The sequence below is a fragment of the Flavobacterium sp. genome (genome assembly GCF_039595935.1).
GTDB lineage: Bacteria > Bacteroidota > Bacteroidia > Flavobacteriales > Flavobacteriaceae > Flavobacterium.
The window spans coordinates 1,770,001-1,788,105 of record NZ_JBCNKR010000006.1 but is presented as its reverse complement, the minus strand read 5'-3'; the positions used below and the strand labels follow the sequence as shown (position 1 = coordinate 1,788,105).

Annotated in this window: 9 protein-coding genes and 2 rRNA genes (1 of these 11 only partly in view); 3 read left to right on the top strand and 8 right to left on the bottom strand. The window is 36.2% G+C overall.

Annotated elements, in window-relative coordinates:
* Nucleotides 1-39: 39 nt before the first annotated feature.
* The 4 genes from ABDW27_RS17470 to ABDW27_RS17455 form a co-directional block, all read right to left on the bottom strand.
* Entirely contained in the window at nucleotides 40-777 is a 738-nt protein-coding gene (locus ABDW27_RS17470) for an SDR family oxidoreductase (RefSeq protein ID WP_343697048.1), read from the bottom strand.
* Between the two features lie 160 nt (nucleotides 778-937).
* The gene (locus ABDW27_RS17465; protein WP_343697047.1) at nucleotides 938-3,091 is read right to left on the bottom strand and encodes an alpha-glucuronidase family glycosyl hydrolase; all 2,154 of its coding nucleotides are present in this window, start codon (nucleotides 3,089-3,091) and stop codon (nucleotides 938-940) included.
* 270 nt (nucleotides 3,092-3,361) lie between these two features.
* Nucleotides 3,362-4,390 (bottom strand): LacI family DNA-binding transcriptional regulator, encoded by a 1,029-nt coding sequence (locus ABDW27_RS17460; protein ID WP_343697046.1) that lies wholly within the window; start codon nucleotides 4,388-4,390, stop codon nucleotides 3,362-3,364.
* A 146-nt stretch (nucleotides 4,391-4,536) separates the two neighbouring features.
* The gene (locus tag ABDW27_RS17455) at nucleotides 4,537-4,983 is read right to left on the bottom strand and encodes a PepSY-like domain-containing protein (protein WP_343697045.1); all 447 of its coding nucleotides are present in this window, start codon (nucleotides 4,981-4,983) and stop codon (nucleotides 4,537-4,539) included.
* Nucleotides 4,984-5,288: 305 nt separating this feature from the next.
* Here ABDW27_RS17455 and ABDW27_RS17450 point away from each other — a divergent pair, with 305 nt between their 5' ends.
* Together ABDW27_RS17450 and ABDW27_RS17445 are read left to right on the top strand one after the other, a co-directional pair.
* Nucleotides 5,289-7,478: a sensor histidine kinase gene (locus ABDW27_RS17450; protein WP_343697044.1), complete on the top strand. Its 2,190-nt coding sequence runs from the start codon at nucleotides 5,289-5,291 to the stop codon at nucleotides 7,476-7,478.
* A 12-nt stretch (nucleotides 7,479-7,490) separates the two neighbouring features.
* Nucleotides 7,491-8,132, top strand: coding sequence for a response regulator transcription factor (locus tag ABDW27_RS17445; protein WP_343697043.1), 642 nt, complete (start codon nucleotides 7,491-7,493; stop codon nucleotides 8,130-8,132).
* Nucleotide 8,133: 1 nt separating this feature from the next.
* On the opposite strand, the gene ABDW27_RS17440 is transcribed toward ABDW27_RS17445, so the two are convergent.
* On the bottom strand, nucleotides 8,134-9,051 hold the full coding sequence (locus ABDW27_RS17440) for a PorP/SprF family type IX secretion system membrane protein (RefSeq protein WP_343697042.1): 918 nt from the start codon (nucleotides 9,049-9,051) through the stop codon (nucleotides 8,134-8,136).
* A 3-nt stretch (nucleotides 9,052-9,054) separates the two neighbouring features.
* On the bottom strand, nucleotides 9,055-14,229 hold the full coding sequence (locus tag ABDW27_RS17435; protein WP_343697041.1) for an HYR domain-containing protein: 5,175 nt from the start codon (nucleotides 14,227-14,229) through the stop codon (nucleotides 9,055-9,057).
* A 184-nt stretch (nucleotides 14,230-14,413) separates the two neighbouring features.
* Between ABDW27_RS17435 and ABDW27_RS17430 the strand changes: the two genes are divergently transcribed.
* Nucleotides 14,414-15,430: a proline-specific peptidase family protein gene (locus ABDW27_RS17430; RefSeq protein ID WP_343697040.1), complete on the top strand. Its 1,017-nt coding sequence runs from the start codon at nucleotides 14,414-14,416 to the stop codon at nucleotides 15,428-15,430.
* Between the two features lie 213 nt (nucleotides 15,431-15,643).
* On the opposite strand, the gene rrf is transcribed toward ABDW27_RS17430, so the two are convergent.
* Together rrf and ABDW27_RS17420 are read right to left on the bottom strand one after the other, a co-directional pair.
* Nucleotides 15,644-15,753 (bottom strand): 5S ribosomal RNA (gene rrf, locus ABDW27_RS17425).
* Between the two features lie 176 nt (nucleotides 15,754-15,929).
* Nucleotides 15,930-18,105, bottom strand: a 23S ribosomal RNA gene (locus tag ABDW27_RS17420); it runs 770 nt beyond the window's last position.

The window sequence follows — 18,105 nt, the reverse complement described above, 5'->3', positions numbered from 1 at the left end:
TCAAAAACCTTTGAACCTCTGCCTCTTAGTAACTTTAAATTAAAACCCTATACTATTCCCGCCATCAACTGGCAAAACCGTACCAGTAGTATATTTTGATTCGCTTAAAGCGAAATAATAAACCGCATCTGCAATGTCTGATGGTTCGCCTAAATAGCCCATTGGTGTTCTTCCAAGCACTTTATTTTTTCTTTCAGGGTCGTTATCTAAAGCTGCTGCCGACATTTTAGTTTTAATAAACCCTGGAGCAATACAGTTTACACGTATTCCTGCAGGAGCTAATTCTGTTGCCATCGCACGCGTCATAGCTTCGATTGCGCCTTTGCTTGACGAATACGCAATTACTTTTGGGATTCCGTATTGTGATGCCATCGAACTGATATTGATTATACTTCCGCTTCCATTGGCTTTCATATTTTTTATTACTTCTCGGCTCACCGCAAAAACACTCAGTAAATTGGTATGAATTATCGAAAGAAAGTCTTCATCAGTTACATCTGGAATTTCCTTTTTCATGTTGATTCCGGCGTTGTTTACCAAAATATCAATCGAGCCATTTTTTGTTATGCTTTCAATCATTGCAGGAATTCCTTTCAGATCATTTAAATCGAAGATTATGGGAATGGCATTTTCGCCAATTTCCTTACAAGCGTCTTCTGTTTTTTCTTTTGATCTTCCTATTATATAAGTTGTGATTCCGTTGTCACAAAGTTTTTTTGCTGTTGCAAAACCTAATCCCGAATTTCCTCCGGTTACAATTGCCGTTTTTTTGCTCATAATTTTTATTCTATATTTTTTTAGACGCTGATGACATGGATTCGCTATCGCGAAAACGCTGGTTTACACGGATTTTTTTTATTCTTATTTTAATTGGAAAAAATCCGCTTTTTTCCGTGTCTTCGCGATAGCGAATCCATATCATCCGCGTTATAATTATTTATCCATTCCCCGGTGCAAATGGGAATTTCAATGATTTAAAATACTCTAAAGTCTGCGTTGGTTTTTCTACTTCAGCAGGAAGTTCTTTTTCTGAAAACTGCTGAAAATACAACAGACACGCATCACGCCACCATTTTGCTTCTTTATACTGAATTTTTAATAACATTTCGACTTCGTTAAAACGTTCGCTGTCTATATATTTTTCGGTTTTCTTCCAGATATTCTGCATTTCTGCAACCTGATTTACGCCTTCCTGATATTTTAATGCTAAACCATTCCAAAGCGTTTGTCCGTTTTTCAATTTGTAATCCCATGAAACATGATGAAACCACAGTAGCTCTTTTTCTGGACAGGTTTCTAAATTATCAAAAAGTCTGGCAACTTCTGGAGCGTATTGAGAAACGGCATTTGTGCCTGATTTTGATCTGTCGAAACCAATTCCGTTTTTATCTGCTTTATGATAATACGTCGGATTCCATTCTGGTCTTGACAAATTCGAAACCCACGGTCCAGGTCCATAATGATGACCAGTATCCATAATATGATGCAAACCTAAAGGTATCATATAATTAACAACAGCTTCGCGAGATTCTATCATCATATCTTTAACTGGTTTGATGAAATTTTCATCGTTAGAAAAAGTGCTTCTTAACCATTCATCTGCAATGGTTTCCGAATCTAAATACGGATTCCAGGCCAATCTTCCGAAACCGTACCAGTTGGCCTGCGCAAAAGGATGACCTGTCCAATTTAAATCATTTCCAATATTGGCCACACCTGCGATTCCTGTTAATTTATTTTGATATAAAGTCCCGTCAATTACTTTGGCAACAGTTGAACCTTTTCCTTTTTGATACGTATCAGATTCTAAAACTTCCTGAAATAATTTTGGCAGAAAAACCAAATGTGTACTGAAACCTAAATATTCCTGTGTAATTTGAAATTCCATCATTAAAGGCGTTTTGGGCATCGCTCCAAATAACGGATGGAAAGGTTCTCTGGGCTGAAAATCAATTGCTCCATTTTTGACCTGAACGATTACATTTTCTTTGAATTTTCCATCGTAAGGTTGAAATTCGGCGTAAGCTTGTTTTGCACGATCGTTTGCATCGTGTTCTGAATACACGAATGCTCTCCACATAATTATGCCTCCAAACGCAGCGACTGCATCGGCAAGCATATTAGCGCCGTCAACGTGATCTCTTCCGTAATTTTGAGGACCGGGCTGACCTTCTGAATTGGCTTTTACCAAAAATCCGCCAAAATCTGGAATTCGTTTATAAATTTCAGCCGATTTATTTTTCCACCAATTAATGACTTCTGGATCTTTTGGATCGGCGGTTTTTAAGTTTCCTATTTCGATTGGCGCCGAAAATCTTGCGGTTAAATAGACTTTTATTCCATAAGGTCTGAAAACATTTGCTAAGGCTTCGACTTTTTCTAAATATTGCGGAGTCAGGATTAAAGCATTTGCATTTACATTGGTTAAAACCGTTCCGTTGATTCCGATTGAAGCATTTGCTCTGGCATAATCAATATAACGCTGATCGATAAAATCAGGGAGTTTCTGCCAGTTCCAAAGTGAAAATCCAGCGTAACCACGTTCGACAGTTCTATCCAGATTATCCCAATGATTCAGGATTCTGATATTGGTTTTTGGAGAATCAGCAATATTTAAATTTTTAACCGATTTATTCGTTTGCAATATTCTCAGGAAATTAAAAACTCCGTATAAAACGGCAACGTCTTTTTTTCCTGTAATAATAATTTGCCTTTTGTTTTTAATGGAAATGGATTTTATGATAAAACCTTCATCATTTATTTTATCAAAATCAGATTTTAATTCGTTTTTGATTTCGGTATTTAAATTCGATTCAGAGCCAACAATAAGATTATTTTCTCCTTTTACATTTTGTTTGATTTCAGGAATATTTCCCAACATATCCAAAAATCCTGTTTTGAGTTCTTTTTCTGCAATTTTTATGGTTTCAGAATTTCCTAAAATAACAATTTCCTTAAGGTTATTTTTGTATTCTGAAATTATAGCAGAATTACTTACAGCATTATACTGAAGCCACAATTTATAATCCTTTTGCGCTGAAGCCGAAAAAGAAATCAAAAGGAAGAGGAAAATAAATCTTAATGACGTCATGGTTTAAATTTAATCTTTTACAATCTGAAAAATCAATATTTTACTTCCGATTAAATGTATTTGACAAAATTTTAATTTAAAAAATAGATTATTCTAAATAAAACAACAATTGCAATCGGTTGCGTAAAAATATAAGATTGTAATTGAAGAAAAAAATTTTAGTTTGTCTTTTTTTGAAAAAATAATTTCTTTAACAAATAAAAGCAGGATAATTATAAAAACTATCCTGCTTTGGAGGGGTTGAATTCAGGTTGAAAATCTGAATTTATTTTATTTCTGAGAAGATTCTCTGGCTAATACTTCTGTATTTAAGAAAGTGATTTCTTTTGCATCATCGTTTTTAGATGATTTCAGATTTTTGATAATAATTTCCGCCGCCGCTTTTCCCATTTTTTCTGCGGGATGTGTTATGGTTGACAAATTAGGATCGATAATCTGCGAAATTGGGTCGTTGTTAAAACCAATTACTTTAAATTCTTCCGGAACTTTGATGCCGCGTTTTTTAGCAGTCTGAACGGCACTAACTGCCAAAATATCTCCGGGCGCAAACAATCCGTCAGGAATTGGTTTCAAATCAAATAACGCATTGCTGGCTTTTACTCCATCTTCGTAAGTAACTGAATTTAAATTGATAATCAATTCTTCTTCAACATCGATATTATGATCTTTTAAGGCTTCTATGTAACCTCTTTTTCTTTCGTTGTATAAATTTCCTAATTCTGAACCAGCTGTTAAATGCGCAATGCGGATACAGCCTTGTTCGATAAGGTGTTTTGTTGCTTTGTAACCTGCTGTATAATTGTCGATTACAACTCTAAAAGTATTATAATCTTTCGGAACCCTGTCGACAAAAACCAACGGTATATTATTATTCGAAAACTGATGAAAATGTGCTGTATCTCTGGTTTCCATTGCGAGAGAACAAATTACACCGCTTACACGATTGCTGTATAAAGATTTCGCCATATTTACTTCTTCTTCATACGAATCGTGCGACTGCATGATGATTACGGTATAGTCTGATTTTTGAGCTGTAATTTCAATTCCGCTGATTAAGGAAGATAAAAAGGGTTGTGTAACAGTTGGAATTAAAACGCCAATGGTTCTGGTTTTATTTCCACGCAAACCTGCAGCCAAAGTATTCGGAACAAAGCCCATTTCTTCAGCGGTTTTTTTCACTTTCTTTATCGTTTTATCACTTATGGTATGATGATCTTTTAAAGCTCGTGAAATGGTAGATGTTGCCAAATTGAGTCTTTCGGCAATATCATAAATCGTTACATGTTTATTTTCTTCCATGAAATAAAAAATAAAGATGTAAATATAAACTATTTTCTCTCAAGATGTTCTTTTGCTCAAACAGGCATTAAACAAAATATTCCCAATCGCCCGTCATATAAATGACGAACGATTTAGGAATATTCATCTGTGTCATAATCGTTTAATTATTTTTTGACGTCATTCTTTTTGTCTTTTAGAATTTTACCGTCTTTGGTAAACTCCAAATCAATTTTATTCGTCAAATCTACATCCAAATCTTTGTGTCCATAGTCGATGTGCGTTATTTTTTCATTCGGATGATTTTTAGCAACATACGCTTTAATGTTATCCGGAATAAAATCGGTTGGAATTGGATTGTCATCGCCGTCTACTTCACGGTACGAACCATCTTTCCAGAACTCTACTTCTGTTCCGTCTTTGAGTTTTACTTCAAAACCTTTTTCTCCATGTTCGGGATCTTTTTGCGCTGTTACTACCGAAGTGTGACTAAAGTGCTTCTTCAAAAATTCCTGTGCCGGTTTTGGCAGCTCTGTTACTTCTATTTTTTTCTGGGCACTGGCCGAAATGGTCATAACCAAAAATGCTGTTATTAAAAATATATTCGTTTTCATAATTTGTTCATTTTAAGCATAGTATTACTAATTTACTACAACTAAAAATGCATTCAAATTAATTTAAGAAAGTTTTAGTTTTTTTATGATTTACAACAAACTGATTTCCAAACAGTTTATTGTTTTATTTTCTTAAAATATTATATCACAACTTTGCATAAAAATTTTATTTTAAGAAATGGCTTTTTGATAGTTTTGTAGTATTTTTACCTTTTGGCTTTAATTCAGGCCGACAAGATAAACCCCAAGTTTACAAGACTTTAAAATTTATTCTAATCTTTAATTAGGGTTCAAACCAAAAACGTATGGCAATCTGGTCAGGAAGACTTTATTTATTGATCTTCGCCTTTTTATCGTTCGGTCTGCAGGCGCAGATTGAAAATAAAAAGAAGACTTTTGTTGTCAAAAAAATGCCTTCGCTTAAGCAAGATCCTAAAATTCTTGCTCTTTATGATTTATATAATAAAGGCGATGAAAAAAAAGCTTATAAAAAGGCGCATTTGCTTTTAAAATCGAAGGCTGATAATCGTTCTATTTCGAGTACAAATCTGCTTCTGGCTTATTACTTCAATAAAAGAGCTGTAATTGATTCTTCTATTTATTATACAAATCAGGCTTTAAAATTCAACACGGTTGTAAATGATTCTTTAAAAAGCCGGCTTTTTTCTTTGGGTTATAATTTACTGGCTATTAATTATCAAAAAAAAGGTTTATTAAATGAGAGTAAAAAATGGCATCTAAAAGGTATTGAAGCTTCTCAAAAATATAACGAAAAAAATCTTTTTTATACGCATATGCACGGCCTTGCCCAAACTTACAATGAACTGGGCGATTATGACAATGCTTTGAAATTGTTTAAACAATGCCTTGAATGCAAGGATGATAATGAAATTATATTGGGAAGTTATATCAATATCGGTGATATATATTCGAAGCTGAAGGATTATGACAATGCCAATATTTTTTATAAAAAAGGAAAAGTACTCAGCGAAAAAACCAATAACAATCAGGGACGCGTTATTATTTTATTGGGACTTGGCGAGAATTATAAATTGCAAAATAAACCTCAGGAGGCTTTAAAAGTTTTTCAGGAAGCTCAGCTAATAGCTGATAAAAGTGAATTGAATCAGTTGTCGATTGTTTGCAGAAGCAGTATTGGCGATACTTTTATTTTGATGAAAAAGTATAGTGATGCTAAATTGATTTTTTCTGAGGCGCTTCAAAAATCAGTTCATTTTGGACTCCTTCAAAATCAGAGCTATATTTATGATGAATTGCGAAAAATTGCCATTCTGCAGGATGATTATAAGAGTGCTTATTCGTTTTTTGAAAAATCGGCACGTATAAAGGATTCGATAACTAATCTTCAAAAAATAAAAGAGATTAACGAGCTGGAAGTGAAATATAAAACGGCTCAAAAGCAAAAAGAAATCGAGGCATTGAAGTTTGAAAATGAAGCTAAAAAACTGGTTTTGGCTAATCAGGAAGAGGCGATAAAAAATATGCTGCTTCAGGAAGAAATTTCGAATAAAAACAATGAAAATACGATTTTGGCGTATCAGAATTCATCAAACAAAAAACGAAATGAAATTTCTCTTTTAAAGAAAGATCAACAATTAAAATCTCTTGAAATTAATCAGCAGAAAAAAATAAGATGGTTTACTATTATTGCTTTTCTGGTTTTACTGGTTCCTATAATCGGGCTTTTGTTTCAGTATTATAAACGTTTTAAAGTTCAGCATTTGCTGAATATAAAACAAGTTGAAATCACTTCTCAAAAGATTGATGGAATTTTAAAAGATCAGGAATTAGAACTCATAAAGGCATCCATAAGCGGCCAGGATAAAGAGAGACAGCGTATTTCGCAGGAACTTCACGACAGCATTGGTGGAAATCTTGCGGCTATCAAACTTCAGGTTAATCATTTAAATGCTTCAAATTTTACTAACATTCAAAAAATCAGTCTGCAATTGGATGAAACCTATCAGCAGGTTCGCAGTATATCGCATACGCTTTTGCCGAAGAAATTCAGTCAGAATAAGTTTTTAGAAGTTCTCGAGTCGTATCTGAAAAATATCAGTGATGCGAGCAAGATTAAGATTTCTTTTATTCCGTATCCTAAAAAAGAGATTAATGAACTGGATGAAGATATTCAAATTGAAACTTTTAAAATTATTCAGGAACTTTTAACGAATACGATCAAACATGCAAAAGCTTCTGAAGTTGAGATTCAGCTGAATTGTATTGAAAATATTGTAAATCTTTTGTTTGAGGATAACGGAGTTGGTTTTGATGCAGCTAAATCTGAAAAAGGAATTGGTTTTATTAATCTGGAAAACCGAATTAAAAAGCTAAACGGCTCTTTTGTAATTGATTCTAAATTGAAACGCGGTACGATTGCTAATATCGAAATTCCGGTTTTAGAAACGAAATCTAAGAATAAAATAAAAGGCATTGATTTAAGAAATCAGCTTGATGAATTGAAAAGCAACTAATATATTTGTTTAATGAAAAAAATTAATCTTCTTATTGCTGACGATCACACGATGTTTCTTCAGGGGCTTATTTCTTTATTGGAACAAGAACCGAATATAACTATTGTTGATAAGGCTGTTAATGGAAACCAGGCTCTGGAAATAGTTAAAAAAGGTATTGTTGATTTTATTATTCTGGATGTAAGCATGCCGGAAATGGACGGTATTGAGCTGAGTAAAATTCTGAAAAAAGAATACCCTAATGTGAAGATTTTGATTGTAAGTACGCACAGTAATGTGATGATTATTTCGAGATTAATCAGAATTGGCGTGCATGGTTATTTATTGAAAAATGCTGAAAAAGAAGAGCTTCTAAAAGCGATAAATGCGATTGCTCTGGGAGAGAATTATTTTGCTGAAGAATTGGAAGAAAAACATCTTTCGAACAGTTCAAAAATCGAAAAACAGGTTTCTAATTTAACCGAACTGAGCTCGCGCGAGAAGGAAATTTTAATTTTGATTGCTCACGAATACAATACTGCTGAAATTGCTGAGAAAACTTTTATCAGCTTAAATACTGTAAATACGCACCGCCGCAATTTATTATCTAAACTGAATGCTAAAAATACGGCGGGGTTGGTAAAATATGCGGTTGAGAATGGTTTGGTTGACTAATTTATTCGAATCCTTTTCCCATTCGGTAATTTAAAACGAGTCCGAAAGTATCAGGAATTACTACATTATCAAAAGCTTTATTGTAAGTGCAGATTACTTTGAAATTATCTGAGAGATGAAATCCGGCCAGAACATTTAAAGTGTTTGAAGTTCTGTAACCGCCTCCAAATTCGAATTTGCTTTTGTAATTTAAAAGTAAATTAAAATCGGCCTGAAAAGGTACGTCTTCAGCATATTTCAATAAAACGTTTGGATTTATAAGCAAATCTTCATGGCTGTTTGTAAAAAATCTATAGCCTAAATAACTGTAATATACATTTTTTAAATTGGTATTATTTTTTGAATTGAAGGCCTCATTCAACAAATTTGGTGCTGATAATCCTAAATAAAATTTATTATAATTGTATAAAAAACCTACTCCAACGGTTGGCGTAAAAGTGTGAATGTTTTCCTGAAATTCAGGATCATATTCTAATCCTAATTCGGTTAAATTTTCATTATAAAGCATTGCGCCAGCTGTAACTCCAAACGATATCATTTTGGTGTTGAATGATTTTGACTGTCCTGTTTTAGCATCAGCACCGTAATAAATTTTATACGAGTACGAAGTAAAAAAATTGGTTGTGTTTGTTACTCCAATTTCATCGTGCGATATTCCGGCGGCTAATCCTAATCTGTCTGACCAAGCTGATTTGTTTATGGAAAGATCAACATTTTTCGGACTTCCGTCAAAGGAATTAAAATATCCGTTTGTTGTCATTACAATGTCTATATCTGGATAATATCCCGCATGAGCGGGATTTATTAAAACTGTATTGTAATTATAACTTGAAAAAACTGGTGTTTGCTGCGCGTATGCCTTTTCTAAAAAAATGATTATGATGAGTAAGGCTGCAATACTATTTATTATACTTTTCATGAATTAGCGTTTTAAAACAAGATACCCCTTGAGTTTTTTAAAGTGATGTGGTTGATTGACACGGATTTCGAAGAAATAAGTTCCTTCCGGCAATTGATTAGCACCCAGATTTCGGCTTTTATTTGCAATTCCGGTAAATACATTCAATGCATTGTCATAGTTTTCAGTTTGAAAAACTAAATCGCCCCAGCGGTTGTAAATCAAAACCTGATTGTTTGGATAATCTGTGATGTCGTCGATTTGCCAAAAATCATTTATTCCATCACCATTTGGAGAAAAACCATATTTTGTTTCGTCTGTTAATGCCGGAAGAACTGTTATGGTAACAGAATCCTCGGCCTGACAGCCATCTTCATTGGTAAAAACTACTTTATAAGTTGTTGTTTCTGCTGGCTGTGCTATTGGATTTGCAATTTTATCATTGTTTAATCCAGTTGAAGGAGTCCATAAAAAAGTTCCGTTTTCTAAAGGCTGAGCATGAAGTGTAATCGTTTGCCCTTCATTAATTTCCTGATCTTCTCCAGCATCTACTGTAATTGGATATTTAAATAATTGAAAAAAACAATCTTTAGAATTATTGCTTTGATCTGATACTGTTATTTTAATTGTCATTCCTTCTGAATATTCACTTCCCGCTGCCGGATTTTGAGTAATTGAAGGATTTGGATCTATGTTATCTGTAGCAGAAATCATTTTTGTATAATCTGGAATTACATTTGTATAACATTCCAGCATTTGATCAGCGAGACAAGTAAAAACAGGCGCTTGGTTGTCTAATACTACATGTATCTTGAAGGAACAGCTTATCTCATTACCACTATTATCTGAAGTGCTCATTATGACACTCATTCCTTCATAAATTGAAGAGCCAGGGTACGGAGTCTGTTTTACTGTTAAGTTTGAATCACAATTATCTGAAGCTGTAACCATCGAACTGTAATCTGGAAGCGGTGAATCTACGAGCAGACTCTGATCTCCAATACAGGTTATAACCGGAGGAGTAGTATCTGCAGAAACATTGACTATAAAACTGCATTGTGAATATCTATTTGAAGCATCAGTAGCGGTTATAGTAATGGTCATTCCATCTGTAAAAGGACTTCCCGCAGCTGGACTTTGAGTAATTACAGGCGATGGATCACATTCATCTGATGCTGAAACTAAAAGTGTATAATCTGGAAGCACTGCTCCGCAATCTAATGTCTGATTTCCAATACAATTGATTACAGGCGGTGTATAATCCTGCTCTGCCGAATGGACAATGAATGTACATTCATCCCAATTTCCAGATTCATCTGTATATTTTATATGTATTGAAATTCCGTCATAGAATCGGGTTCCGGCTGGCGGAGTCATTTCAGCCGTAATTTTATCACTACAATTATCCTGCAAATTCATTATAGGGCTAAATGCGTAATTTGGTAGAAATTCTCCACAATATAACGTTACGTTTGTCGGAACGGTAAATGTCGGCGGTTTAGTATCAGCACCAGAAGCATTGATAATTATACTGCAAGTAGTAACATGTCCTGCATCATCTTGTGCGGTAAAATCAATTTGCATTCCGTCATAAAAAGCAGTTCCTTCTGGCGGATTTTGCGTGAGCTGTACATTTGTATCTATATCATCTGTTACGGTTAGTAAAGGAAGATAATTAGGAATTTTTTCACCACAAGCTAATTGTTGATCTCCAATACAGGTTAGAACAGGTGCTTCATGGTCAATACCATCTGAGATAGTAAAAGTACAAGTTTGAAAATGACTGCTGGCATCGGTTGCTTTTAGGGTAACTGTTTGTTTTCCTCCTGCGAAAACTGTTCCCGCTGGCGGATCTTGCTCAATTACAGGATTTTCATCACAATCATCTGTTACTACTATATAAGGTCTATAGTCTGGAATTAAGGTTCCTTCAGAAAATATATCGTTATATGGGCAGTTAGTTATAACTGGTTTTTCGGAATCTGTTATAATTTGTCTTCCATAAATAACATATGCTTTTCCCGGATCTTCATTTATTCTTAAAGAATTCGAATAGTTATATATAATATTGCTTCCAATAATATCATCAAAACCATCATTATTAATATCTCCAATAAAATTAAATGTTGTTGTATTTGAATGAGAAAAGATCAATCTTTGACCGTCCTTTGCACTAAAATTGAACATATTTATAGAACCTGACCAGGTATTTTTACCATAAATAATAACAGCTCCTGTATAGTTTACTGCAAAAAGATAATCATCGATTCCGTCTTTATTAAAATCACCAATGCTTCCAAATTTGCCTACTGAGCCAAAGTTATTTTCTATTTTAAATCCGTTTGTCCCGTCAAGATTTTTTAAATCTACTAAAGCCGGAATACTGGCAGAACCAAAAAGAATATAATCCCTATTGAATGCAATATCATTAAATCCGTCATGATTTAGATCACCTGTTTTATTAATCTCGGTGTATTTTAATGATGATGTTGAGTGTTGTACAACAAAACCATTGCTACCATTGAGTGTTGTTACATTAAATTCGCTTGGAAAACCCGAACCTCCGTAAATAACATATCTTTTATCTCCTTCCAGAGTAGCCACACCAATATCAGGAATTCCATCTCCATTAACATCTCCTAATCCTGTTAATGAATTAGCAATTTTATCAACAGCAGGATCACCGGTAATTGAAAAACCATTAGTCCCGTTTAAATCTGTAGATAATAATAGGGGAGCAAAAGGGCTGTTTTTGCCATAAATTATATATCCTTTTTTTAATGTCCCGCTTCCTAAAACAGCAATATCATCAAAACCGTCGTTATTAAAATCGCCAATAGAATCAATACCTGCACCTATCGTTTCATAATATTCTGTACCAGAAAATTCAAATCCGTTACTTCCATTTAAACTTGATAAAAAGAACTGAGCTGCAAGACCACCAGTTTTGCCAAAGATTACATAAACTGAACCCGTATCATAATTAACGTTTTTTTTGTGGGGCGCACTCAACATTAAATCATCAATTCCATCACCATTTAGATCTCCTGCAGAAGCTACCACGGTTCCTGTTTCGTAATCCCCTGTTAAATCTACATCATCCCGAATAATAAACCCGTTCGTTCCGTTTAAATCTTTTAAATGAATAGTGGGAGGAAATCCGGTTGTTTTACCATAGATTACATATACACTTCCTTTTATTATGTCCTGCCTATTTTTAAAAGCTCCTGAAAATCCCCTTGTATCACCTACTGAACTTAATATAAAATCTGAAATACCATCATTGTTTATATCTCCAGCCTTATTTAGACTGAAACCTGTTTGAATAAAACCTGTCTCCCCATAAATCACAAAACCATTTGTGCCATTTAAATCTTCCAATGCAAAGTTTACAGTTTTACATCCAGGTGCTGCTGGTGGTGCTTTCAGTTTTACTAAAAAACTGCATGAATTTGTATTTCCCGATAAATCCGTAACAGTAATGGTTACATTGGTATCTCCTTTAAATAAAGTACCCTGAGGCGGGTTTTGAGTTATTACTAAATCATAATTGCTGGTGTACATACAATTATCTGTTACATTAGGTAACAACGTAACATAATCTGGCAATGTTGAATTTATATAAAGCTCCTGATTTACAGGACACTCTATAACCGGCTTAACATTATCAACACGGTCTAAAGTTTCGCCATAAAAAATATATGCATTTCCGGGATCCCAATAATAATCTTCTTTTCTGGTAGTTCCCAGTATAAAATCATTTGTCCCATCGTTATTAAAATCTCCAATTCCCGCAGCGTCACGTGCAAAAGTCTCATTAGAATAACCAACGAAATCATCAAAAATCTGATAACCAACCGTATTTAAAATTTTATTCTCTTTTACAATTCCTGTAGCGGTATTTCCACCAAAAACAAGATATAAGGCACCATTGTTTGAGATTCCTTTTTTCGATGAAATTGCAATATCATCCTTTCCGTCGTGATTAATGTCTTTTACACCAGCTACTGAAAATCCAAACTGATCATTGTATTTATTTCCTTGAAAAACAACACCTGTTGTTGGTGTTATACTTGTTATAGAAAATGAAGTTGGAAATGTATTTCTTCCAAAAATAACATAGGCTTCACCAACACTGGTAACTCCGTCAATATCTTTATTTGGAACTCCTATTATAACATCGTCAATTCCATCATTATTAAAATCACCTGCTGCAGCAACTGATTTTCCCATCCGGTTTTCTTTTATCGAATTGGTTATGATTGTTCCCTGTGATGCATTCAAAAGGCTTAAATCTATTATAGAAGGAAAAATTAAATTTTTACCAAATATTAGAATAACTCTTCCTGAATAACCATTATCTCCTTCCTGATAAGAAGGAAATCCTAAAATCAAATCATCAATTCCATCGTTATTTATATCTCCAGCATTTCGCCCAATAGAATCTCCATACCAAACTTGATATCCGAATATTTTAAAACCATTGGCTCCGTTTAAAGATGAAGTACCTAAATCCGTACTATTTGCAGCTCCAAAAACAATATAATTATTCGTTCTTCCATTGTAAAGTTCAGTAATAATAACGTCAGATATACCATCATGATTCACATCGCCGGCATAACTAACATCTCTTACATATGTATTTAAATCTCCGTCAAGCGTAATAGAGATTCCTTTTGCATTATCAATATCAGTTCTGTTATAAAGCGCCTGAAAAGTATTGGCCCCAAAAAATATTTGTGCAGTTGCCATGCCTTCCTCAGAATCGTTTCCAATAATAATATCATCTATACCATCATTATTAAAGTCACCAGCTGAGCTTAACATACTTCCTAATTTTTCATCTGCAGATACACCGCGAATTACAAAACCATTAGTTCCATTTAAGGTTGTTACATCAAAAGTTTTAAAGGAAAATCCAGATCCTCCAAAAATGACATAAATTTCTCCTACATTTTTAACTCCTCCAAAATCAATTCCCGGAGCTCCAATCATAATATCAGGTATACCATCATGGTTAATATCTCCGGCACTTTTTGTCGTATATCCCATATCGTCTTCGCTTACTTTTCCTTCTACCAAAAAACCATTGGCTCCGTTTAAAACAGAAACTGGTACTTGCGGACAGCCATTTTGACCATACGAAATCCATATCCCACCGAAAAAAAACAAGAATAAGAGAAGTAAAAACTTCGACATTTTTTTTAAAACTGTTCTATTATTTTTCATCCTGCAACTATATATTTAACTTTTTCACAAGTTGCAAAACTATAACTCAACTAAATTTCATACATCACTATAAATAGTGATTTTGGAAATTAAGTTAACCCAATTCGTTCAAGAATAATTTGTAATTTAGTTTAAACCCTTAAATTTTAAACATATGCGCTATACCGCAATCATTTCAATGATTATACTCTTAACCTCATGTAAAAATGAACCCAAATCTGACACTCTTCCCAATTATTTTACTTACGATCAAAGTAATGTAGAATCAGCTGGAGTTAAAATGATTCCAATAAAAACACCAGTAGGAGAATTTAAAGTTTGGACGAAACGATTTGGAAATAATCCAAAAATTAAAGTTCTATTACTTCATGGTGGTCCTGCAATGACACACGAATACATGGAATGCTTTGAAACTTTTTTTCAGCGCGAAGGATTTGAATTTTATGAATATGATCAATTAGGATCTTATTACAGCGATCAGCCAAAAGACAGCAGCTTATGGACAACCGAAAGATTCGTAGAAGAAGTAGAACAAGTTCGCAAAGCTATTAATGCTGATAAAGATAACTTTTATGTTTTAGGAAATTCATGGGGAGGAATACTAGCAATGGAATATGCTTTAAAATATCAAAAAAACTTAAAGGGATTACTGATTTCTAATATGATGGCGAGCGCACCAGAATATGGTAAATATGCCGATGAAGTTTTAGCAAAGCAAATGAAACCGAAAATTTTAGCAGAAATAAGAGCCTTAGAAGCTAAAAAGGATTTCAGTAATCCAAGATATATGGAATTATTGCTTCCAAACTTTTATAAAGAACATTTATGCAGATTAAAAGAATGGCCAGATGGACTAAATCGTGCCAGTAAGCATGTTAATGGGGAAATTTATACCATGATGCAAGGTCCAAGTGAGTTCGGTATAAGTGGAAGATTAGCCAAATGGGATATCAAAAATAGACTCCATGAAATTACAATTCCAACTCTAATGATTGGTGCAAAATACGACACAATGGATCCAAAAGCAATGGAAGAACAGAGTAAATTAGTCAAAAAAGGACGCTATTTATATTGTCCAAATGGAAGTCATTTAGCAATGTGGGATGATCAAAAAGTATTTATGAATGGCGTAATTCAGTTTATACATGATGTTGATGATCAAAAGATATAAAATATAAGCAATTCAGAAACAGCACACTAACAGCAACATAAAAGTTTACGATTTTAAAATTCCAATTCCAGAAAAACATAGGAACAGAATTTAAGCTTTACAAAATGTATAAAATTCTGATTTAAAATATTTTTCTTGGAATTTGGGATTTGATATTTAAAACAATTATAAACCAAAAAACCCTATCCAAGAACGGATAGGGTTTTTCAAAAAGAAAGGCGACGACATACTCTCCCACAATAATGCAGTACCATCTGCGCAGGCGGGCTTAACTTCTCTGTTCGGGATGGGAAGAGGTGAGCCCCGCCGCAATAACCACCTTAAGGTTGTTAGTTGTTGGTTTGTGGTTGTCGGCTGCTGGGATTTTCCATCAACTATCAACTATTAACCATCAACTGCTCTGCGTCGAGCAAATATTTTAACATACTGAGATAAAGAAAAGTAAGTTTTAGTTTTAGAAAGTTTCCTCCCTCTCGTCTGGGACGAGAGGGAAAAGGGTGTACATAAGCTTACGGATTATTAGTACTACTCGACTATGACATTACTGCCTTTACATCTATAGCCTATCAACGTGGTCGTCTTCCACGATCCTTAAAAGAAATCTCATCTTGAGACGAGTTTCCCGCTTAGATGCTTTCAGCGGTTATCTCTTCCGCACTTAGCTACCCGGCAATGCCACTGGCGTGACAACCGGTACACCAGAGGTGCGTCCACTCCGGTCCTCTCGTACTAGGAGCAGGCTCTCTCAAATCTGCAGCGCCCACGGAAGATAGGGACCAAACTGTCTCACGACGTTTTAAACCCAGCTCACGTACCTCTTTAAATGGCGAACAGCCATACCCTTGGGACCTACTTCAGCCCCAGGATGTGATGAGCCGACATCGAGGTGCCAAACACCGCCGTCGATATGAACTCTTGGGCGGTATCAGCCTGTTATCCCCGGAGTACCTTTTATCCGTTGAGCGATGGCCCTTCCATACAGAACCACCGGATCACTATGACCTACTTTCGTACCTGCTCGACTCGTCAGTCTCGCAGTCAAGCACGCTTATGCCATTGCACTCTCGGCACGATGTCCGACCGTACCTAGCGTACCTTCGAACTCCTCCGTTACGCTTTGGGAGGAGACCGCCCCAGTCAAACTACCCACCATACACTGTCCCAACGACCGCATCACGGCCGCCCACGCCGGTTAGAACCTCAGCCAATCAAACATTAACAGGGTGGTATTTCAAGGATGGCTCCACGCAGACTGGCGTCCACGCTTCAAAGCCTCCCACCTATCCTACACATCAAGGATCCAAGGTCAGTGCAAAGCTATAGTAAAGGTTCACGGGGTCTTTCCGTCTAGCCGCGGGTACACTGCATCTTCACAGCGATTTCAATTTCACTGAGTCTCTGGGTGGAGACAGCGTGGCCACATCGTTACGCCATTCGTGCAGGTCGGAACTTACCCGACAAGGAATTTCGCTACCTTAGGACCGTTATAGTTACGGCCGCCGTTTACCGGGGCTTCGATCAAGAGCTTCGCCTTGCCGCTAACCCCATCAATTAACCTTCCGGCACCGGGCAGGCGTCACACCCTATACGTCCACTTTCGTGTTTGCAGAGTGCTGTGTTTTTAATAAACAGTCGCAGCCAGCTGGTACCTTTTCGACTGATTTCGGCCCCGATTGCTACGGCGCCGCGTCACCTCTCACGTCCTTCTCCCGAAGTTACGGGGCCATTTTGCCGAGTTCCTTCACCCAGAGTTCTCTCAAGCGCCTTGGTATTCTCTACCTGACCCACCTGTGTCGGTTTGGGGTACGGTTCTAATGTTACCTGGAGCTTAGTGGCTTTTCTTGGAAGCAGGCGCACTATCTCTTCGTCCGAAGACACCGTAGTGCTATCGTCATCTCACCCCAGGGTTCCTGCGCATCCTTTACTACAGGCAACCTACAGCCTACGTACTTAAACCGGGACAACCGTCAGCTCGCGGCTAGCTTACATCACCTTCTCCGTCCCTCCATCGCAGTAATTAGAAGTACAGGAATATTAACCTGTTTCCCATCGACTACGCCTTTCGGCCTCGCCTTAGGGGCCGACTCACCCTGCGCCGATGAACGTTGCGCAGGAAACCTTGGGCTTTCGGCGAGGGGGCTTTTCACCCCCTTTATCGCTACTCATGTCAGCATTCGCACTTCTGATACCTCCAGCAACTTCTCAATACACCTTCATCGGCTTACAGAACGCTCCCCTACCACAGCACATACATACAAACGTCCGCCCGCAGCTTCGGTGCTATGGTTTAGCCCCGTTACATCTTCCGCGCAGGCCGACTCGACCAGTGAGCTATTACGCTTTCTTTAAAGGATGGCTGCTTCTAAGCCAACCTCCTAGCTGTCTAAGCCTTCCCACATCGTTTACCACTTAACCACAACTTTGGGACCTTAGCTGGCGGTCTGGGTTGTTTCCCTTTTCACGACGGACGTTAGCACCCGCCGTGTGTCTCCCATTCTCGGCACTTCTCGGTATTCGGAGTTTGCATCGGTTTGGTAAGTCGGGATGACCCCCTAGCCGAAACAGTGCTCTACCCCCAATGGTATTCATCCGAGGCGCTACCTAAATAGCTTTCGGGGAGAACCAGCTATCTCCGAGCTTGATTAGCCTTTCACCCCGATCCACAAGTCATCCCC